We start from the raw sequence: 20,459 nt of genomic DNA, 5'->3' as shown, positions 1-20,459 counted from the left end.
GGCAGGCCGGGACCCGTCCCCCCGAAGGGTGCGACGTGCCCCCAGCCGACCACCTCGCCCACGACCGCCCCGCCCACGACCGGCCTGCCTCCGACCGGCCCGCCTCCGACCGGCCTGCCCCCGACCGGCCTGCCCCCGGCGGGCCCGCCTCCGACCGGCCCGCCCCGGGGCGTCCTGCCGACGGGCCTCCCGCAGGCGGCGCGCCCGGCCCCGTCGCCCCCGGTGCACCCGCCGACGGCCGCCTCGCCCGCGGTGCCGCCGCCGCGGCCGCCCTGGTGGAGGCCGCCGTCTCCTCCGGCCGCCTGCCCGGCGCCGTCCTGGCCGTCGGCTCCGGAGCCGACGGCGAACCGGTCGTCCGCGCCTTCGGCCGCACCGCCGTCCACGGTCCGTCCGCCCCCGTCACCCCCGACACGGTCTACGACCTCGCCTCCCTCACCAAGGTCACCGCCACCCTCCCCGCCGTGCTGCGCCTGGTCGACGAGGGCGCCGTCGGCCTCGACGACCCGGTGCGGCGCCACCTGCCCGGCTTCACCGGACCCGGCAAGGACCGCGTCACCGTCCGCCACCTCCTCGCCCACTCCTCCGGGCTGCCCCCGCACCGCCCCCTGCACGAACTCCCGGGCGCGCCCGCCGACCGCCTCGCCGCCGCGCTGGCCGAACCGCTCGCCACCGCGCCCGGCACCGCGGTCGCCTACTCCGACCTCGGCTTCCTCGCCCTCGGGGAGGTCGTCCGCACCGCTGCGGGCGCCCCGCTGGACCGCGCCGTCGCCGAGCTCGTCCTCGACCCCCTCGGGATGGACTCCACCCGCTACCTGCCCCCCGCCCCGTGGCTCCCGCGGACCGCCGCCACCGAGCCCGGTGCCGACGGCGTGCCGAAGGCGGGCGTCGTCCACGACGAGAACGCCGAGTCGCTCGGCGGCGTCTGCGGCCACGCGGGCCTCTTCGGCACCGCCCCCGACCTGGCCCGCTACCTGCGGCGCTGCTGGCTGGACCCCGACGGCCCGGTGCTGTCGCGGGCGGTGCGGGCCGAGGCGCTGCGCTGCCAGACCGCCGGCCTCGACGGCCGCCGCGGCCTCGGGTGGACGCTGCGCGGCGACCGCTGGGACCACATGGCGGCGCACTGGCCCGCCACCGGCGCCGGGCACACCGGCTTCACCGGGACCGCCCTGGCCCTCGACCCGGTGAGCGGCCTGTGGGCGGTCCTGCTCACCAACGCCGTGCACCTCGGCAGGGAGGCGTCCACCGTCGTCGCGCTGCGCCGCGCGGTCTCCGACGCCCTGGCCGGAGCCGCCCTCGCCGAGGGCACCCCGGCCGAGGACACCTCCGCCCCGGGCCCGTCCGTCAGGGCCCGCCCGTGAGCACCCGGTCCGTGCGCACCCGGCCCGCGGGCACCCGGTCCGCGGGCACCCGGTCCGCGGGCCGCCCCGGGCCGCGGACCCCGCCGGCTCCTCGGCCCCCCTCGGGCCCGCGGAACCCTCCGTGGGCGTGCGTCAGGACCGGTCCGCCGCCGGCCGCCCCGACCGCCCGGACGGCCTGTGGCGCCGCCGCGGCGTTCGGCATACCATCCATCCCCCTTCTCCGTAGGATTTCCACATGACTGCAGTCGATGGGCCCCGGCCGAAGCGCAGGCCGGCGCCGCGCAGGAGCGCCGGGACGCGTGCGCCGTCCGCCGCCCCGGAGGGCCCGACCGGCCCGCCGCAGACGGTGCTCGTCCACATCCGGGCCCTGCTGCCCTCCCTCCCGCCCGCCGAGCGCCGGGTCGGCGAGGCCGCGATCGCCGACCCCGCGAGCGTGGCGGCCAAGACCATCAGCGAGCTCGCCGCCGAGTGCCGCACCTCCGAGACGACCGTCGTCCGCTTCTGCCGGGCCATCGGCCTCAAGGGCTACCCGGACCTGCGGATCGGCCTGGCCTCCGCCGCCAGCGTCGAGGACAGCACGGCCGGCTGGAGCACGGTCGGCGCCGACATCGGCCCCCGCGACTCGCTCGCCGACGTCGTCGCCAAGCTCGGCTTCGCCGACGCCCGCGCCGTCGAGGACACCGTCGGCCAGCTGGACCTGCACGTCCTCAAGCGGGCCGTCGACGCGCTCGTCGCCGCCGACGTCATCGACCTGTACGGTGTCGGCGCCAGCGGCCTGGTCGCCCTCGACCTCCAGCAGAAGCTGCACCGCATCGGACGCCGCGTCAACGCCTGGGTCGACCCGCACATCGCCCTCACCTCGGCCGCCCTGCTGCGCGGCGGCGACGTCGCGGTGGGCGTCTCCCACACCGGCGACACCACGGCCACGATCGAGGCGCTGGCCGAGGCCCGCAGCAACGGCGCGACCACCGTGGCCATCACCAACTTCCCCCGGTCGGGCATCACCGAGGTCGCCGACCACGTCCTGACCACCGCCGTGCGGGAGACCACCTTCCGCTCCGGGGCGATGGCCAGCCGCATCGCCGCCCTCACCGTCGTCGACTGCCTCTTCGTCGGCGTCGCCCAGCGCAGCCACGCCCGCACCCTCAAGGCGCTGGAGCGCACCTACACGGCGGTGCGCAGCCGGGGGCTGTGAGGCGCGCCCCGCCCGCGCGGGGCCGTTACCCGCCGCCCGGGCGGGCGGCGGGCGGCCACCCCGCCCGACCGCTCACGCGGGCTGCCCCGCCACGGCGACGCCGACGCGCCCGCCGGAGGCGGCCAGCCGCTGCCGGCCCTCCTCGGGCGGGCAGTCCGCCAGCAGGCACACCAGGGCCGTCTTCAGCTCGCCGTCGGAGGCGGCCAGCGCCGCCGCGCAGGGCCCCTCCTCCAGGTCGGTCGCCGCCATGAGGATGGTGACCAGCCGCCCGCGCAGCTTCTCGTTGCTCGCGGCGACGTCGACCATCAGGTTGGAGTACGTGCGGCCGAGCGCGACCATGACCGCGGTGGACAGGCCGTTGAGGACCAGCTTCTGCGCGGTGGCGGCCTTGAGGCGGGTGGAGCCGGCGATGGCCTCGGGCCCGGTGTCGACGCCGAGGTGGACGTCGGCCAGGTGCGCCAGCGGCGCCTCGGGGTTGGAGCTGACCAGCACGGTGAAGGCCCCGGCGGCGCGGGCCGCGGTCAGGGCCCCCGCCACGTACGGGGTGCGGCCGCTGGCGGCGATGCCCACGGCGACGTCGGCCGCGGTCACCCCGGCGGCGTCCGCGGCGCCCAGGGCGTCGTCGTCCTCGGTGCCCTCGACCGGCTGGACCAGGGCCTGCGGTCCGCCCGCGTGGTGGGCGACGACGACGCCCGGGGGCAGCGAGAAGGTCGGGATGAGCTCGGCGGCGTCCATCACCGCCGTCCGGCCCGAGGTGCCGGCGCCGAAGTAGTGCAGCCGCCCCCCGGCCCGCAGCCGCTCCGCGGTGACCTCGACGACCCGGGCGAGGAGGGGGAGTACGGCGGCCACGGCCCCCGGGACGGTCGCGTCCTCGGCGTTGAGCAGGCGCAGCGCCTCCAGCGGGGTGACCTGGTCGATGCGGAGGGTGCGGGGGTTGCGCCGCTCGGTGGGCGCCGTGACACGGACGGAACGACTCGTACTCATCAGGGGGTGTCCTCTCGGTCGCTGCCATCGTGCTGCGCCGGAAGTCATTTTGCAACATCCCCGCCGATCGGCAGGTGGCTTTCCAACCTCCGGCCCAGCAGGGCGGAGGAGCGCCGTTCAGGTCGTCAAGTTACGAAAAGGAAGACTTCCGTGTAACTCATTGACTAGGGGTCGCCCGTGCTCCTACGGTCGGCACACTGCAGCACAGCCCCCACCACGGTCGATCGGAGTCCCACTCCCATGAAACTCGTCAGACGTGCGGCGCTCCCCCTCGGCGCCGCGCTCCTCCTCTGCGGCGCCGGTGCGTGCTCCACCCCTGCGGGCGGCAGCTCGGCGGCGGGCCAGGTCTTCACGACGATCGACGGCAACAACCCCATCACGGCCGGCGCGCCGATGAACCCCTTCAACGCCTCCGGCAACAGCTTCCTCGGCTACGACCAGATGCAGCTGGGCTTCAGCAAGAAGAACCCGGCCGACCCCAACGACTTCTTCCCCGGCCTCGCCAAGAGCTGGACCGCCGACGACACCGGCCTCACCGTGGAGCTGCAGCCGGGCGCCAAGTGGTCCGACGGCACCCCCGTCACCCCCGAGGACGTGAAGACCTCGATGGCCATCGCCCTCACCCAGGGCAGCGCCACCGTCGGCGCCGGCGTGCTCACCCAGGGCCTGGACGTCGCCGACGTCAAGGCCGTCGGACCGCACACCGTCCGCCTGGAGCAGGTCGCCGGGGCCCACAACATCCACTTCCCGCGCCTGGTGCTGACCCAGAAGATCGTGCCGAGGAGCGTCTACGGCCCGCTGCTGCCGGCCGACGTGTGGGACACCGTCCACGCCAGCCAGAACCCCGACAAGGGGGCCGCGAAGGCGGCCCAGGCCGCCGTCGACAAGCTCAACGCCGTGGGCCAGAAGGTCTCCGCCTTCGCCCCGGCCAAGGACGTCTCGGCCGGCCCCTTCGTCATCACCCGGGTCAACCCCGGCTCCGCGGTCCTCGACCGCAACCCCCACTTCTACGCCGCGGACAAGATCGCCCCCAAGCAGGTCGTCATCCGCCACTACACCGGCAACGAGCAGATCTGGGGCTACCTCACCAACGGCGAGCTCGACGCCGCGCCCTACACCTCCATGCCGACCAACGTGCTCAACCGCATCCTCAAGGCGGGCAACAAGCGGGTCGACTCGGTCAGCTACGTCGACGCCGCCATCGCCTTCAACCAGAGCGTCGCCCCGTACGACAAGCTCGCCGTCCGCCAGGCGCTGGCCCACGTCATCGACCGCGAGGCCGTGACGAAGGTCGCCGAGCCCGTCGGCGGCACCGCGTCGAAGACCACCACCGGCCTCATCCAGCCGATGGTCGAGAAGTGGCTCACCCCCGACCAGCAGGGGAAGCTCGACCCCTACGCGCACGACCCCGCCAAGGCCGAGCAGCTGCTCAAGGGCGCCGGCTTCAGGAAGGGCGGCGACGGCAAGTGGCTCCTGCCCGACGGCAAGCCCTGGACCATCACGCTGCAGACCGTCAACGGCTTCAGTGACTGGATCTCCGCGGCCACCGTCATCGCCAACGAGCTGTCCTCCTTCGGCATCCCCACGAAGCCGGCGCTCACCGCCGACTTCAGCACGTACAAGAAGGAGATCGCCGAGGGCAAGTACGCCGTCGGCTTCTGGCTGACCGCGCTCGGCCCGCAGACCGACGCCGCCTTCCAGCGCCTGTACGGCGCCGACGACGGCTACACCGCGGTCGGCACCAAGGTCACCCACAGCACCGGCAAGGGCTCGGGGAACTGGCAGAACACCGCCACCTCCTTCACCGTGGACGGCGCCACCGTCGACCCGGGCGCCCTCACCGCGAAGCTGAGCACCCTGGAGCCCGACGCGCAGAAGCCGATCGTCCAGCAGCTCGCCGCCGCGACCAACCAGCAGCTGCCGGTGATCCAGATCTGGGATTACACCAACGTACAGTTCGTCAGCGGCAAGCGGTTCGCGAAGTTCCCGCAGCAGGGCGACAACGCGCTGCTGGCGAACCCGCCCGGCGTCTGGATGATGCAGGGATACGTGCAGTCCGCCAAGTAGCAGGGGCGGCCCGCGCCGCCGCCGCACCGCCCGGTGCGGGGCCCGCCCCGGGGGCCCCCCCACCCCGCCCCGCCCCGCACGCACCGCCCCCCACCGCCCCCCGCCCAGCACCGCACCCCGGACGAGGAGTAGCGCATGGACCGCCCCAGGGAGAGCACATGAAGGGCTTCCTCCGCAGACTCTCGGTGAGGCTCGCCGCCGGCCTCGTGATGACCGCCGTCGTCGCCACCTTCACCTTCTTCCTGATCCACGCCCTCCCCGGCAACCCGGGCGACGCCGCCTACGAGCAGTTCGTCATGCAGGGCATGGCCCCCGAGCAGGCCCGCGCCAAGGTCGCGGTCATCTACGGGTTCACCTCCCACGAGTCGCTGTTCCAGCAGTACACGAGCTACATGGGGCAGCTGCTCCGGGGCAACCTGGGCGTCTCCATCTCCTACAGCGGCGTCCCCGTCTCGCACGTGATCGCCTCCGCCGCCCCCTGGACGATCCTGCCGGTCCTCACCGGCCTGCTCGTCAGCTTCCTGGTCGGGGTCACCGCGGGCGTCGTCGCCGCCGTGCGGCGCAGCTCCCGCTGGGGCGGCCTGCTGTCGCTCTCCGGGTCGCTCATGGCCGGCGTCCCGTCGTTCGTGCTCGCCCTGCTGCTGGCGTTCCTCTTCCACACGCTCTGGGGCCTGCTGCCGTTCGGCGACACCAGCGACGTCACCCTCACCCCGGGCCTCAACGCCGCGTACATCGGGTCCGTCGCCACCCACGCCGTGCTGCCCGTGGCCACCTACGCGCTGCTCAGCTACGGCGGCTGGCTGCTGTCGATGAAGTCGAGCGTGGTCTCCGCCCTCGGCGACGACTTCATCCTCGCCGCGGAGCTGCGCGGCATCACCCCGGCCACCCGCATGCGCTACATCGGCCGCAACGCCGTGCTGCCGCTCTTCACGGTGCTGGCCCTGTCGTTCGGCTTCATGTTCGGCGGCTCGGTCATCATCGAGCACATCTTCGACTACCCCGGGCTGGGGAGCCTGCTGCTGCAGAGCATCGGCAGCCGCGACTACCCGCTGATGGGCGGCGCCTTCCTGCTCATCACCGTCGCCATCGTCCTCGCCAACATCCTCGCCGAGACGCTGTACTCCGTGATCGACCCCCGTGTGAGGCGATGACCGTGACCGCCACGACACCCGCCGCCGCCGTGCCGGCGCGGCCCCGCACCGGCCGCCGCGCCCCCTGGGCCTCCGCCCTGCGCGTCCTGGTCCGCAAGCCGGGCCGCATCGTCGGCCTCGCCATCCTGGTGTTCTTCGCCCTGATGGGGGTCTTCGGCCCCTACCTGTACCCCGGCGACCTCGCCGTCGACCCCGAGGCCATCTACGCCCCGCCCAGCGCCCAGCACTGGCTCGGCACCGACTTCGCCGGCTCCGACGTCCTCCAGGAGCTGGTGGTCGGCGCCCGGTACGTGCTGCTCACCGCCGCCGTGGCCGCCCTCGCCACCGTCGTCATCGGCACCACCGTCGGCCTGGTCGCCGGCTACCACCGCGGACTCGCCGACTCGGCGCTCATGCGCGCCACCGACTTCGTGCTCACCATCCCCGGCCTGCCCCTGCTGATCGTCCTCTCCACCCTGTGGAGCTTCGGCCAGCCCCTCCAGATGGGCCTGGTCCTCGGCGTCACCGGCTGGGGCGGCGTCGCCCGCGCCGTGCGCTCGCAGACCCTGTCGCTGCGCGAACGCGGCTTCCTGGAGGCCGCCCGCGGCCTGGGCCTGCCCACCCGGCACGTCATCGTCCGCGAGCTGCTGCCCAACATCGCCCCCTTCGTGGCGATGAACCTGCTGCTGGCGGTCATCCAGTTCATCGGCGCCGAGGTCGCCCTGTTCTTCCTCGGCGTGGTGCCCTTCTCCAGCAGCAACTGGGGCGTGATGCTCAACCAGGCGGTCTTCTCCGGCGGCGTCATGAACAGCCCCGAGGCCCTCACCTACCTGCTGGCGCCGCTGGTGTGCATCCTGCTCATCACCCTGGGGATCGTGCTCTTCCTCGACGCGATCGACGAGCTGTTCAACCCGCGACTGAGGGAGCGGTCATGACGGAGACCCTGCAGACCCCCGCGGCCACCGAGGACCGCAGCGCCGAGGTCAGCGTCCGCGACCTCACCGTGGTCTACCGCACCGACCGCGGCGAGCTTCCCGCCGTCTCCCGCGCCGGCATCGAGCTGCGCGCCGGCGAGATCACCGGCCTGGTGGGGGAGTCCGGCTCCGGCAAGTCCACCCTCGCCCTCTCCCTGCTCAACGCCGTGCCCGCGCCCGGCCGCATCGCCTCCGGCAGCGTCGAGGTCGCCGGCGTCGGCGACGTGACCAAGCTGGAGGGCAAGCGCCTGCGCCGGGTCCGCGGCGGCGCCCTCGGCTACGTCTTCCAGGCCTCGCAGAACTCCCTCAACCCGCTGAAGACCGTCGGCAAGCAGCTCCTCGACCTCGGCCGCTCCCACGAGGTCGAGGACCTCCAGGGCCTGGTCCGCCGGGCCCGGGAGCTCGCCGAGCGCATGGGGCTGGACGCCGACCGCGTCCTCGACTCCTACCAGCACGAGCTCTCCGGCGGCATGCGCCAGCGCGTCGGCATCGTCCTCGCGCTCGTCCTCAACGCCCGGGTGCTCATCCTCGACGAGCCCACCACCGCGCTCGACATGATCTCCCAGGCCGCGGTCCTCGACATCGTCCGCGCCGTCCACCGCGAGAACAACCTCGCCACGCTCATCGTCACCCACGACATGGGCGTCGTCTCCGAGGTCGCCGACCGGCTCGCCGTCATGTACGGCGGGCGGATCGTCGAGCACGGCCCCGCCCTGGAGGTCCTCCAGCGCCCCTCCCACCCGTACACCCGCGCCCTCATCGGCGCCACCGCGCGCATCGTCGGCGACACCACCCGGGCCCGCGCGCTGCCCGGCAGGCCCCCGGACCTCACCACCCTCGCCACGACGGGCTGCGTCTTCCGCGACCGCTGCCCGCTCGCCTCCGCCGTGTGCGAGGAGGAGGACCCCGCCCTGGTGGAGTGGACCCCCGGCCGGTACCGGGCGTGCCACGCCGACCCGACAGGAGACCGGCCGTGATCGAGGCCAGGAACATCACCCGCACCTACCGCACCCACGGCGCCTTCACCGGCCCGCGCACCGTCCACGCCCTGCGAGGCGTCGACTTCACCCTCCCCAAGGGCGGCGCGGTCTCCTTCATCGGCGAGTCCGGCTGCGGCAAGACCACCCTCGGCAAGATCCTCACCGGCCTGGAGACCTTCGACGGCGGCGAGCTGGTCGTCGACGGCACCGAGCTGTCCGGCCTCTCCCCGCGCCGCCGCGCCCCGTACTTCCGCCGCATCCAGATGGTCCACCAGGACCCGTACTCCGCGCTCAACCCCACCCGGACCGTCGGCCAGATCCTCGGCGACCCGCTGCGGATGCGTGCCAAGGAGACCGGCGCCTCCCGGCGCGAGCAGGAGGACCGCGCCGCCGAGCTGCTGGAGCTGGTCGGCCTCCAGCCTGACGGGGTCCTCGGCAAGTACCCGCACCAGCTCTCCGGGGGCCAGCGCCAGCGCGTCGTCATCGCCCGCGCCCTCACCGTCGACCCCGAGGTGCTCATCGCCGACGAGGCCGTCTCGATGATCGACGTCTCCATGCGGCTCGGCATCCTCTCCCTCCTGCGCGACCTGCGCGAACGCCTCGGCATCTCGCTGCTCTTCATCACCCACGACGTCGCCACCGCCCGGTACGTCGGCGAGGGCGGCGAACTGCACGTCATCTACCGCGGCCAGGTCATCGAGCGAGGCCCCACCGACCGGGTCATCCAGGCGCCCGTCCACCCCTACACGCAGTGCCTGCTCTCCGCGATCCCCGTGCTGCGGGGCATCGAGGAGCCCGGCCCGGACCGGCTGGTCCCGCTGGCCTCCCTCGACGAGCGCACCGACACCCCCGGCTGCCTCTTCGCGCCCCGCTGCCCCTTCGCCACCGACGCGTGCACCGCGGAGCGGCCCGCCCTCGTCCGGCTCGGGGACGGCGCGGGCGGCGCGGACGACCCGGGCGGCGCGGACGGTGCCGCCGGTGCCGGCGACGCCGGGGACCACCGCCACGCCTGCCTGCACCCCGAGGCCCGGCACGTCGTCGCCGTCGAGGCCGCCGTCTGACCGGTCCGCCGTCCCGGAGCCCGAGCGCGCGCCCCGGGACGGCGGACCCCGCCGCACCGCCCGCACCACCGGCACCGCCCGCACCACCGGCACCGCCTGCACCGCCCCGCACCGCCGCACCAATGCACCACCGGCACCGCCCGCACCGCAGCACGGCCCCGCTCCCTCCCCGCCGCACACGCCCAGGAGAAGCCTTGCCCCGGACCAGGTACCGCCTGCTCGTCCCCGCCGTGACGGCGGCGCTCACCCTCGGCGCCCTCGGCACCGCCCACGCGGGCGCGCCCGCCGCGGCGCCGAGGGCCGCCGCCCAGACCGCCGCCCAGGACGGCGACCCGACGCTCCGCGCCGACCTCGACCGCATCCTCGCCGACCCGCGCGCCGCCGGCGCCCGTGCCGGCGTGGTCGTCGAGGACGCCGACACCGGCCAGGTCCTCTACGAGCACCAGGCCGACGAGCACCTGCTCCCCGCCTCCACCCTCAAGACCTTCACCTCCGCCGCCGCCCTCCACCACCTCGGCACCGACCGCCGCTTCGGCACCGACGTGCTCGCCGCCGGCGCCCGCCACGGCGCGGTCCTCGACGGCGACCTGGTGCTGCGCGGCGGCGGCGACTTCAGCCTGCAGCCCGCCGACCTCGACGCCCTCGCCGCCCGGGTCGCCGCCTCCGGCGTGCGGACCGTCACCGGCCGCCTCACCGCCGACGACACCCGGTACGACGCCGAACGCCTCGGCTCCGGCTGGTCCTGGGACGACCTCTCCTACGACTACGCCCCCCAGATATCCGCCCTCACCCTCTCGCCCACCGACGACGACGCCATGGACACCGCCGTCGTCACCCTCACCCCCGCCGCACGGGCCGGCGACCCCGCCACCGTCACCGTCACCCCCGCCGAGGCGCCGATCCACCTCACGGGCCAGGTCACCACCGGCGCGCCCGGCAGCGGCTACTCCGCCTCCGTCCTGCGCCGCGAGGGCGGCAACGAGGTGGTCCTCTCCGGCTCCCTCGCCGCCGACAACGGCCCCGACACCAACCTCGTCACCGTCGACGACCCGACCGGCTACACCGCCGCCGTCTTCCGCGCCGCCCTCGCCCGCCACGGCGTCCGCGTCCTGCACGGCACCGCCGAGCAGGCGGCCCCCGCCGGCGCCCGCGTCCTCGCCCACCACGACTCCGCCCCCCTCGGCGAACTGCTGAAGCCCTTCCTCAAGGAGAGCAACAACGGCATCGCCGAGCACCTGGTCAAGGAGACCGGCCTCCAGGTCTCCGGTGAGGGCAGCTGGTCGGCCGGACTGAAGGCCGTCTCCGACTACGTGCGCGGCAAGGGCGTGGACACCTCCCAGATCCGCCAGGCCGACGGCTCCGGACTCACCCGCTACGACCAGGTGACGGCCCGCCAGACCGCAGTGCTCCTGCGCGCGGTGCGCTCCGAGCCCTGGTTCGCCACCTGGTACGACGCGCTGCCGGTCGCCGGCGTGCCCGAGCCCGAGGGCGGCACCCTCACCAACCGCATGCGGGGGACCGCAGCCGCCGGGAACCTCCACGCCAAGACGGGCTCCATGACCGGGGTCACCGCCCTGGCCGGGTACGTCACCGGCCCCGACGGCCGCAGGCTGATCCTCGTCGCCGACTTCGACGGCTACCTCGGCTCCAGCCCGCGCCCGCTCCAGGACGCCATCGCCGTCCGCCTCGCCGGCGGCCCGGCCGCCGCGGCGCGGTCCGCCGCCGCGCCGCCGCGGACCCTGCCCGCCCCGCACCCCGCGAAGACCCGCGGTCCGGGCGCCGACCCGGACCGCTGCGCCCTGCGCCCGGCCTGCTGACCAACCCCCGCACACCCTGCACCCTGCCGCCGGCCGCCGCCCACCCGTGGGCGGCGGCTGCGGCGCGCCCGGGCCCGCCGGACCTGGTCACCCCTGCCATGCCATGCCCGGCCCGCTCGTCGTGCCTGCCGCAGGGCGGGGTGATCCGGAGAGGGGCGAGCGGGCCCGGCCGGAGCCGCACCTGCCCGAGGGCGGCCGGCGGGGCGGGCGGTGGAGCGAGAGCACCGCAGGGTGGTCGACGGGATCACGTTCCGGCAGTGGACCGGCGTCCCGTGGCGGGACCTGCCGGAGCGGTCCGGGAGCGGGAGGACGGTCCGCCAGCGGCACCGGTGCCGGTCGGCGGGCGCCGGGGGTCACTGCCCCCGCCGCCCGCCCCCGTCCGGGGACCGGACGTGACTACGCGTAGACGTAGGTGTCGTAGCCGGTGCAGACCTTCTCGGTGCCCTTCACCAGGCAGGCGTCGAGCAGCAGCCGGGTCCCCTCGGTGAGGTCGCCGGTCTGCCACGGGGTCGTGTAGGGGGAGGAGTGCCCCTGCGTCGAGGCCACCCGGTAGGTCCAGGCGTCCATGACGGTGCCCTTGACGCCCCAGCCGTCGGCCCCGCCGTCGTGCGCCCGCAGCGCGTCCCCGGGGGCGTCGCCCGTCGGGTCGGCGTTCCAGTTCACGTATCCGGCGTAGTCGCCGTCGGCGTAGAGGTAGATGACCACCGAGTCGCCGTTCTGGTATGTGCTCGTGGTCGTGGTGAGCCGGGGCGCCGCCGAGGCGCTGCCCGCGCCGGAGCCGAAGGAGGCGCCGACCGCCACGGCGGTCGCCGCCAGCAGGGTGGCCATCCGGTTCCTCGTCCTGGTCATCCGGGTCCTTTCCGCACCTAGGTGATCAAGGTCGGGCGTGATCCTGTCATGTCCTATCTGACGGTTCAACAGGAAATTCCGCGGTCGGCGCCTCGCGCCACCGGGCCGGCGCCTGCCCACCCCGCCCCCAGGACCGGACGGCGCCTCCGGCACCACGCGCCGGACCGGCACCTGCCGCCGCCCGGCACCTGCCGCCGGACGGACCCCACCGCAGCGGGCAGCCCGTCCGGCCGGATGCGCGGTCCCGACCCGGGGCCGCGGTCGCGGCGTCCGGCCCGTCGGCCGGGCGCCGCGATTGCCCGCGTCAGGCCTGCGCGGTGACCGTCCGGCCGAGGTGCCGGGCGAGGAACCGGGCGGCGCTGTCGGCCTCGAACCGGGGCAGCTCCTTGTGCCTGCCCGAGTTCACGTGCAGGGACTTCTCCTTCGAGGCGAAGGCGTCGAACAGCGCGAGGCCCGCCTCGCGCGGGATGTGCTCGTCGTCCCACTGCAGGTCGAACTCGACCGGGACGGTGATCTGCTTCGCCTTCTCGGCGAGGGCGTCGGGCCAGTGCTGGCCGAAGACCGCAGCGGTGATCCGGGGCTCGACCGCCACGAACGGGATGCCGATCGCGGTGCCCATGTTGATGCCCCAGAAGCCGACCGGCCCGTCGGGGCCGATCTCCGGGAGCTCCTGGAGGGCGTCCAGCATCGCCCGGTACTCGGGCACCGCCAGTTCCGCCAGGTGGTCGTTGTAGCGCACGACGATCGGGCCCTCCGGCTCGCCGGCCGCCCGTGCCGCGAACAGGGCGGCGACCTCCGCCTCGTCGTGCGCGGTGCGCGGCCGGTCGCCGTGGCCGGGCGCGTCGAGGACGGCGACGTGGAAGCCGCAACCGGCCACCAGGAGCCGCGCGCGGCCGGACATCGACGGGTGCTTCCTGTGGGTGCCGCCGCCGTGGGCCATCAGGACCAGGGGCGCGCGGCCGGCCGGGTCGGAGGCCGGCGACCAGAGGACACCGGGGACGCCGCCCACGGTGAAGTCGCGCTCGACCATGCCGTTCGACGACGACTCGGACGTGACCTGCAGAGAGTGCATGGGATGGTGCCTTTCGGGAGTGCCTTGGTGTCGAGGCGCTCCCGGCGGCACCTGCGTCAGCCGCCCGACCGCGACGGGAGAGGGAGCACCCACATCGATACAGCGTTCACGGGTCCCACCTCCTCGGCCGGCGTCTCGGTCGCGTGAAAGCTACCAGCCCGGTCATCGGCCTGCCCAGCCCTTTCCCCACCACGTGATCCCGGACGACCCGTCCCTCCGGACCGGCGCCCCGCCCAGCCGCGTCAGGAGTCCTTCAGGTCCCGGTCCGGTGGCGCCGCACGGCGTCGGCCCCGCTGCCCCCGGACGTCCTCGGGGAGGCCGCCGCCGCGCCCGACCGCCGCCACCGCCCCGGTGCCGCCGGCCGCGCGGACGAGCACTACCCGGTCCGGGCCGGGCCGCCGGGCCTTGTCGGGCGTCCGGTGGCGTACCGTCAGTCCGACGGGGCCGCCTCGACCCGCAGCAGCCGCGGCGGCGCGGCGGCAGGCTCCGGCAGGCGCAGGGGCCCGCGCCCCGGGGTGATGCTGCCGAGGACCGCGGCGCGCCGCGCCCCCGTGCACGACGGCAGCGCGCCGGGCAGCCCGTGCACCGTCAGGAACCCCAGCACCGCGAAGGCCAGCGCCTCCTTCGCCGCCGCCGGCACCCCCAGCCCGTCGCTCGGCCGCAACGGCACGCCCGGCAGCTCCTCGCCGAGCATCCGCAGCATCACGGGGTTTCGGACGCCGCCGCCGGAGACCACCAGCTCGGTGACGCCGCGGGCGCGGCAGGCCTCCGCCGCCGTCACGGCGGTGAGGCGGGTGAGCGTCGCCAGCACGTCCTCCGGGCGGCCGACCGGTTCGGCGGCCAGCGCGTCCAGCAGGTACGGCAGGTGGAAGTGCTCCTTGCCGGTGCTCTTGGGCGCGGGCCTGCGGTAGTACGGATCCTGGAGCAGCCGGTGCAGCAGACCCGGGTGCACCCGCCCGGCGGCGGCCCCCCGGCCGTCCTCGTCGTACTCCGCCGCACCGCCGCTGAAGTGCCGCACGGCCGCGTCCACCAGGGCGTTCGCGGGTCCGGTGTCGAAGGCGACGGGGTCCGCGCCCTGCGGCACCACGGTGACGTTGGCGATGCCGCCCAGGTTGAGCGCGGCGGGCGTGCCCGGACGCCCCCGCAGCAGCAGCGCGTCGACCGCGCCGACCAGCGGCGCGCCCTGGCCGCCCGCGGCCACGTCGGCGCTGCGCAGGTCGGACACCACGGGCAGCCCGGTGGCCTCGGCGATCCACGCGGGCCGGCCGAGCTGCAGGGTGCCGTGGACCCGGCCGTTCTCGACCCAGTGGTGGACGGTCTGGCCGTGCGAGACCACCAGGTCGGCGGCGCCGCCGCACAGCTCCTCCAGCGCGCGGACCGCCGCGTCCGCGAAGGCCCGGCCGATGCCGGTGTCCAGGCGGCACACGTCCTCGACGCTGGTGGCGGCCGGGGGGAGCGCGGCGGCGATCCGCGCCCGGAGGTCCGGCGGGTACGGGGTGCCGAGCGCGCCGACCGGGCGCATCACCAGCGCGTCGCCCTCCAGGCGGAGGTCGGCGGCGGCCGCCTCGATCGCATCGTGGGAGGTGCCCGACATCAGGCCGATCACGCGCACGGGGGGCCTCCTGGCCTGGGGGTGCGGACGGGGGAGGGGGGAGCGGGCCGGACGGCCGGGGGAGGGGCGGCGGGCCCGACGGCAGGGGTCCGGACGGTTGCGGCGCAGGGGCGGGAGCAGGGCACCGCGGCACGGGCCCGGCGTCCGACGGTGCGGACGGGCGTCCGTCGGTACGGGTCAGGCGTCCGGCCGTGCGGGCCCGGCGGGGCGCCGCAGCCGGACGACGGACGCCTCGTGGGGGGTGTCCCGGGCCGCCGCGAGCACCCGGGCCCCGGCCAGCGGGTCGCCGAGCGCCTCCCGCAGGCGCAGCGGCGGGTCGCAGCGGTCGAGCAGTGCGCCGAGCGGCTCCGTCAGCGGTGCCCCGAGGCGCAGGAGGCCGCCGGTGAGCGCGACGGGCACGGGGCCCGCCCCGCCGGACCGCCGTGCGGCGGCCGCCACCGCCCCGGCCAGGGCCTCGGCCGCCTCCCGCAGGATGCCGTCGGCGACCGGGTCCCCGTCGGCGGCCGCGCGGGCGACCGCCGGTGCGAACGACGCGGCGGTGCGCGCCGGGTTGGCCTCCCGGCCGAGGACCGCGGGCAGGCCCGGGAGCGGTCCGAACCGGTCTGCCGCGGCCTCGCGCAGGGCGGTGTCCGGCCCCCGTCCGTCGTGCGCCCGCAGGGCCGCGCGCAGGGCGGCGAGCCCGATCCACGCCCCGCCGCCCTCGTCGCCCAGCCAGGGGCCCCAGCCGTCCACCAGGGCGAGCGTCCCGTCGGCGCCGACCGCCACGGCGACCACCCCCGTCCCGGCGGCGAGCACCACCCCGGGGCCGCCGCCGAGGGCCCCGGCGTGGGCGGTGACCGCGTCGCTTGCGACCGCGGCCTCCGCGACGGGGAGCGCCGCCAGCAGGCGCTCCGCCAGCTCCCGGGCCGCGTCGGGTGCGGCGGCCGCGCCCGCGGCGCCCACGCACACCGCGGCGAGCGGTCCGCCGCCGCTCCCGGACCTCCCGTCGCTCCCGCCCCCGTCCCCGCCGTCGGCTGCGGCGAGCAGCGGGGCGGCGGCCGCGAGCACCGCGGCCTCGGCGGCGGCCACCCCGCCCGCCTGGGCGAGCCCCGGGGCGCCCGCGGCCTCGTGGACCGCGGCGGGCGCGTCGGCGGGGCCGGTCCACAGCGCGGCGCGGCAGCCGGTCTTGCCGAGGTCCACGGCCAGCAGGGCCTTCATGGGCGCGCTCTCCTCCCGGGGCGGGTCGGCCGGATCGCGGCCGCGCGGCGGCCGGAACGGCCGGGTCCGCGGTCCAGCGAGTATCGGAAGCGCGGACTCCCGATGTCAAGAAGCAACAGAAATCGAAGGAGATCGTAAATATCCCACGGAAGGGCCGGTGTGGTCCGGGCACCCCGCCTCCGGGTACCCCGCCTCCGGGCGCCCCGCCTTCGGGGCGCCCGGCCCCGCGCCCCCGGCCCGCGTCCGCCCGGCCTCCGCCTCCGCCCGGCCTGCGCCTCCGTGCGCGCCGCCGCCGGGCCGCGCCGGAGGGGGGCCGACGGCAGGCATCGGGAGTCGACAAAGCGCATCCCATCACTCTTTCACGTCACCAAACGTCAGAAGGTTCTCACTGTTGGACAATTGGGTGTGCAAAGCTGAGCCGTCAGCAGACCCCGAAGCAGGGAACGAACAGCTGTGGCTCACCCGCGCATCACCCGCGCCCACCGCGTCCTGGCCGGCATCGTCCTGGCCGGCGCGGTGCTCATCGCGGGCATCGGCTTCGCCGGCTCCTACGGAGCGGTCCGCAACCTGGCGTACCACAAGGGCTTCGGGGCCTTCTCCAACGTCATCCCCGTCGGCGTGGACGCCGGCATCATCGTCCTGCTCGCGCTCGACCTCCTGCTGACGTGGCTGCGCATCCCCTTCCCGCTGCTGCGCCAGTCCGCCTGGGCGCTCACCGCCGCCACCGTCGTCTTCAACGCCTCCACCGCCTGGCCCGACCCGGTGGGCGTGGGGATGCACGCCATCGCGCCCCTGCTGTTCGTCGTCATCGTCGAGGCGGCGCGGCACGCGGTGGGCCGCATCGCCGACCTCACCGCCGACCGCCACATGGACTCGGTCCGCTTCGTGCGGTGGCTCCTCGCGCCGTACTCCACGGCGAAGCTGTGGCGGATCATGAAGCTCTGGGAGCTGCGCTCCTACGACACCGCGATCGGCCACGAACGCTCCAAGCTGATCTACCAGGCCCACCTCAGCGCGCAGTTCGGCCCCGACTGGCGCCGCAAGGCGCCCGTGCAGACGCTGCTGCCGCTGCGGCTCGCCCGCTACGGCGTCCCCCTCGCCGAGACCGCCGGCGCGGGCCTGGCGGCGGCCGGCATCGACCCCGCGGTCCTGCCCCCGGCGGTCCACGGCCTGCGCCACGGCGGCGAGGCGCTGCCGTCCGCGCCCTCCCGCCGGCCGCAGGCCGGCGCTCCCGGCACGGACCCCGGCGCGGCGGCCGGCCGGCCGCTGTGGCTGCCCGCCCCCACCGCGCACGACCAGGCGGCGTACGACCCCTCCGCGCACGACGCCTCCGCGCACGACCCCTCCGTGCAGCCCTGGGACCGGCCGCAGGACGTCCCGTCGCACGGCTCCCCGGACGCGCCGTCGGACGACCCCCGCGCCGAGGACAGCGGCGCCGCCGGGCAGACCACGGCGCCCGACCGGTACTACGCGGCGTGGCGCCGCTACATCGCCCGTCACGGCGAGGAGCCCAGCGGCGACCAGCTCTCGGCCTGGCTCGCCGAGCACAACGTCATGGGCCGCCACGGCAACCCCGTCAGCCCCGGCAACCTCCGCCGCTACCTGCCCGAGTTCCGCTACTACGAGGCCTGGCGACGCCACGCGGACGAGTACGGCGAGATCCTCACCGCGGCCGAGCTCTCCGACCACCTGGCCCGCGTCGGCATCCCCCGCAACGGTGAGCGGGTCCCCGCCGAGGTCCTGGAGTCGATGCTCCCCGACTTCCACCGGCGCCGCGCCGTCGAGTCCGCCCTCGCCCTCTGAGCCCGGACGCCGGTCCGCGCTCCCCGTCCGCACCCCGCCCCGCCCCGCTCCCGGCCCTCCCGGGGCGGGGCGGCTGCCTTCCGGCCCGTCCCGCCGTCCGCCCGGGCCCGCCCGTCAGCCCGCGCGGGCGGCGCGCCGCGGGGGCTGGTCATCCGCCCGCCGACAGGGCATGCTGCCGGACCAAGCTCCGCCGCGGTGCGGCGAACCACCGCCGCCCCGCGCGTCCGCCGACCCGGCACGCCCTGGAGGACCCCTTGCGCCGCCCCGCCCCCGGCCCGCAGACCCGCTCCCGCCTGGCCGCACTCGCCGCCGTGACCGCCGCCGCGGCCTCGCTCGCCGCGCTGCCCGCATCCCCCGCCGCCGCCCGGCCCGCCCCCTCCGGGACGGCCGCCCCCGCCGTCGGCCGGGTGTTCATGGTCAACCCCGTCCAGTCCTCCGGCGACGAGGCGCTCACCGACGCCAAGGACGCCGACACGGCCGTCCCCGCCGACGCCTACGCCACCGTCCCGCTGCGCAACCTGGACGGCAGCGGCACCCTCACCGGCCGCTGGGCCACCGTCAGCTCCAGCACCGGAGCCCTGGCGTCCTCCGCCACCGGCGACTTCCGCTACACCCGCAGCGCCGACCAGTTCGAGCAGGTCATGGCGTACTTCTGGGTCAACGAGGCCCAGGAGTACCTGCAGGGCCTCGGCTTCGGCAGCGAGCTGCCCGGCGCCAACGACCGCGCGCAGCCCGTGCGCATCGACCAGTGGGGCGCCGACAACTCCTTCTTCACCGACCGCAAGGCCGAGATCCGCTACGGCAAGGGCGGCGTCGACGACGCCGAGGACGCCGAGGTGGTCGTGCACGAGTACGGCCACGCCGTGCACGCCGCCCAGGTGCCGGGCTTCGGCGCCTCCGAGGAGGCCGGCGCCATCGGCGAGGCCTTCGGCGACTACCTCGCCGTCGAGGTCGGCCTGGCCGCCGACGCCCGGTACGGCTGGCCGCGCCGCACCCCGGACGCCTGCGTCGCCGACTGGGACTCCACCTCCTACACCTCCGCGACCCCCCACTGCCTGCGCCGCATCGACACGGACAGGACCTACGCCGACAAGGTCGGCGAGGTGCACGCCGACGGCGAGATCTGGTCCCGGGCCCTGTACGACATCCGCAACGCCCTGGGCGCCCGCACCGCCGACCGGATCATCGTGGACGCGCAGTTCGGCTTCGCCCCGGACACCGACTTCGCCGCCGCGGCCGCCACCACCGTCGACACCGCCCGGCGCATGTACGGCGCCGGGGCCGCCGACGCGGTCCGCCGGGCGTTCGCGGCCCGCGGCATCCCCGGCGTCTGACCGGTCCGCGCCGCCTGCCTCCGCCCCGGTCGTCCCCCGCCCCCCTGTGGGCGGGGGACGGCCGGGGCGGGGCGCGCCGCGGGACGGGACCGGTGCCCGGAGCCGGCCGGTCCGGCTCCGGGCACCGGTGGCGTCAGGAGTTGAAGACGGCCACGTAGTCGACGAGCATCGGCACCCCGGAGGCGGTCGAGCGGGTCGGGGTGGGCTGGTTGGAGAAGGCGTTGGGGAAGGCGCCGCCCATGGCCACGTTCAGCAGGAGGAAGTGGCCGTGGTGGGTGGCGTTCGCCCAGGTGGTCGCGTCCATCCGGTCCGACGTCACGCTGTGGTGGAGCGTGCCGTCGACGTACCAGCGCAGCGCCTCCGGGGTCGTGCTGCGGTCCCACTCGAAGCCGTAGGTGTGGAAGGCGCCCTGGCAGGCGGTGGCGGGGCAGGGGGTGCTGGCGCCGAGTCCGCTGGTCTCGTTGCAGGGGCCGCCCGGGTCGGTGCCGCAGTGCAGGGTGCCCCAGACCGAGTTGACGCCGTTGACGTTCTCCATCACGTCGAACTCGCCGATGCCCGGCCAGTTCTGTTGGTTGCCCCGGTACGCGTCGCCGAGCGTCCAGAAGGCCGGCCAGTGGCCGGCGGCGGCGGAGCCCGTGACGGCGTGCATCCGGATGCGGGCTGGATGAGCGCCTTGCCGCCCGGGGCGGCCTGGAAGTCGGTGCGGCGGGTCTCGATGCGGCCGGAGGTCCAGCGGCCGCGGCTGTCGCGGATCGGGGTGATCCTGAGGTTGCCGCTGCCGTCCTGCTGCAGGTTGGCGGGGTCGGCGGTGCAGGACTCGACCTCGCCGGTGCCCCAGTTGGCCGCCCCGCCGGGGTAGGAGGTGCCCGTGTCGACGATCCAGTCGGCGGACGAGGGCGCGGACCCGGCGGCGCCGCTGAAGTCGTCGCTCCAGGTCTCCGTGCAGCCGGAGGGCGCCGGGGGACGGTGGCGGATGCCCCGGGGCGGATCCCGTCAGCACCGCGGCTGCGGTGAGCAGTGAAGTCA

General features: G+C 75.9%; 17 protein-coding genes and 1 pseudogene. 12 read left to right on the top strand and 6 right to left on the bottom strand.

Going from position 1 to position 20,459, the window contains the following annotated elements:
• Positions 1-35: 35 nt before the first annotated feature.
• Positions 36-1,358 (top strand): serine hydrolase, encoded by a 1,323-nt coding sequence (locus tag LO771_RS01065; protein ID WP_230647355.1) that lies wholly within the window; start codon positions 36-38, stop codon positions 1,356-1,358.
• Between the two features lie 235 nt (positions 1,359-1,593).
• A complete protein-coding gene (locus LO771_RS01060; RefSeq protein WP_230647353.1) occupies positions 1,594-2,553 on the top strand; it encodes a MurR/RpiR family transcriptional regulator in 960 nt (319 codons plus the stop codon).
• Positions 2,554-2,625: 72 nt separating this feature from the next.
• On the opposite strand, the gene murQ is transcribed toward LO771_RS01060, so the two are convergent.
• On the bottom strand, positions 2,626-3,537 hold the full coding sequence (gene murQ, locus LO771_RS01055; protein ID WP_230647351.1) for an N-acetylmuramic acid 6-phosphate etherase: 912 nt from the start codon (positions 3,535-3,537) through the stop codon (positions 2,626-2,628).
• Positions 3,538-3,777: 240 nt separating this feature from the next.
• On the opposite strand from murQ, the gene LO771_RS01050 reads away from it, so the two are divergent.
• The 7 genes and pseudogenes from LO771_RS01050 to LO771_RS01020 form a co-directional block, all read left to right on the top strand.
• Positions 3,778-5,604, top strand: a complete 1,827-nt coding sequence (locus LO771_RS01050) for an ABC transporter substrate-binding protein (RefSeq protein ID WP_230647350.1) — start codon at positions 3,778-3,780, stop codon at positions 5,602-5,604.
• Positions 5,605-5,762: 158 nt separating this feature from the next.
• Positions 5,763-6,755: an ABC transporter permease gene (locus LO771_RS01045; RefSeq protein WP_230647348.1), complete on the top strand. Its 993-nt coding sequence runs from the start codon at positions 5,763-5,765 to the stop codon at positions 6,753-6,755.
• A 2-nt stretch (positions 6,756-6,757) separates the two neighbouring features.
• On the top strand, positions 6,758-7,669 hold the full coding sequence (locus tag LO771_RS01040; protein ID WP_230647346.1) for an ABC transporter permease: 912 nt from the start codon (positions 6,758-6,760) through the stop codon (positions 7,667-7,669).
• Positions 7,666-8,685, top strand: a complete 1,020-nt coding sequence (locus tag LO771_RS01035) for an ABC transporter ATP-binding protein (protein ID WP_230647344.1) — start codon at positions 7,666-7,668, stop codon at positions 8,683-8,685. The genes LO771_RS01040 and LO771_RS01035 overlap by 4 nt, the downstream gene beginning before the upstream one ends.
• Entirely contained in the window at positions 8,682-9,749 is a 1,068-nt protein-coding gene (locus LO771_RS01030; protein ID WP_230647342.1) for an ABC transporter ATP-binding protein, read from the top strand. Before LO771_RS01035 ends, LO771_RS01030 begins: the two co-directional genes overlap by 4 nt.
• A 194-nt stretch (positions 9,750-9,943) precedes the next feature.
• The gene (dacB, locus tag LO771_RS01025; RefSeq protein WP_230647340.1) at positions 9,944-11,566 is read left to right on the top strand and encodes a D-alanyl-D-alanine carboxypeptidase/D-alanyl-D-alanine-endopeptidase; all 1,623 of its coding nucleotides are present in this window, start codon (positions 9,944-9,946) and stop codon (positions 11,564-11,566) included.
• Between the two features lie 103 nt (positions 11,567-11,669).
• A pseudogene (locus LO771_RS01020) lies at positions 11,670-11,908 on the top strand (transposase); the annotation flags it as partial.
• A 54-nt stretch (positions 11,909-11,962) separates the two neighbouring features.
• Here the strand turns inward: LO771_RS01020 and LO771_RS01015 are convergent.
• The 4 genes from LO771_RS01015 to LO771_RS01000 form a co-directional block, all read right to left on the bottom strand.
• Positions 11,963-12,415, bottom strand: coding sequence for a hypothetical protein (locus tag LO771_RS01015; RefSeq protein WP_230647338.1), 453 nt, complete (start codon positions 12,413-12,415; stop codon positions 11,963-11,965).
• Positions 12,416-12,719: 304 nt separating this feature from the next.
• Positions 12,720-13,487: an alpha/beta hydrolase gene (locus LO771_RS01010; protein WP_230647336.1), complete on the bottom strand. Its 768-nt coding sequence runs from the start codon at positions 13,485-13,487 to the stop codon at positions 12,720-12,722.
• 430 nt (positions 13,488-13,917) lie between these two features.
• On the bottom strand, positions 13,918-15,099 hold the full coding sequence (locus tag LO771_RS01005; protein ID WP_230647334.1) for an anhydro-N-acetylmuramic acid kinase: 1,182 nt from the start codon (positions 15,097-15,099) through the stop codon (positions 13,918-13,920).
• A 177-nt stretch (positions 15,100-15,276) separates the two neighbouring features.
• Positions 15,277-16,296 (bottom strand): BadF/BadG/BcrA/BcrD ATPase family protein, encoded by a 1,020-nt coding sequence (locus LO771_RS01000; RefSeq protein WP_230647332.1) that lies wholly within the window; start codon positions 16,294-16,296, stop codon positions 15,277-15,279.
• Between the two features lie 453 nt (positions 16,297-16,749).
• Here LO771_RS01000 and LO771_RS00995 point away from each other — a divergent pair, with 453 nt between their 5' ends.
• Entirely contained in the window at positions 16,750-18,099 is a 1,350-nt protein-coding gene (locus LO771_RS00995) for a DUF2637 domain-containing protein (protein WP_230647330.1), read from the top strand.
• Between the two features lie 254 nt (positions 18,100-18,353).
• Entirely contained in the window at positions 18,354-19,433 is a 1,080-nt protein-coding gene (locus LO771_RS00990; protein WP_230647328.1) for a M4 family metallopeptidase, read from the top strand.
• A 133-nt stretch (positions 19,434-19,566) separates the two neighbouring features.
• Here LO771_RS00990 and LO771_RS31575 read toward each other — a convergent pair whose 3' ends face one another.
• Positions 19,567-20,082, bottom strand: coding sequence for a family 16 glycosylhydrolase (locus tag LO771_RS31575; RefSeq protein WP_374228023.1), 516 nt, complete (start codon positions 20,080-20,082; stop codon positions 19,567-19,569).
• 219 nt (positions 20,083-20,301) lie between these two features.
• On the opposite strand from LO771_RS31575, the gene LO771_RS31570 reads away from it, so the two are divergent.
• Positions 20,302-20,454: a hypothetical protein gene (locus LO771_RS31570; RefSeq protein WP_374228022.1), complete on the top strand. Its 153-nt coding sequence runs from the start codon at positions 20,302-20,304 to the stop codon at positions 20,452-20,454.
• The last annotated feature ends 5 nt before the right edge of the window (positions 20,455-20,459 follow it).

It is taken from the genome of Streptacidiphilus sp. ASG 303 (assembly GCF_020991365.1).
Taxonomy (GTDB): domain Bacteria; phylum Actinomycetota; class Actinomycetes; order Streptomycetales; family Streptomycetaceae; genus Peterkaempfera.
This window is presented reverse-complemented; position numbering and strand designations above follow the sequence as displayed.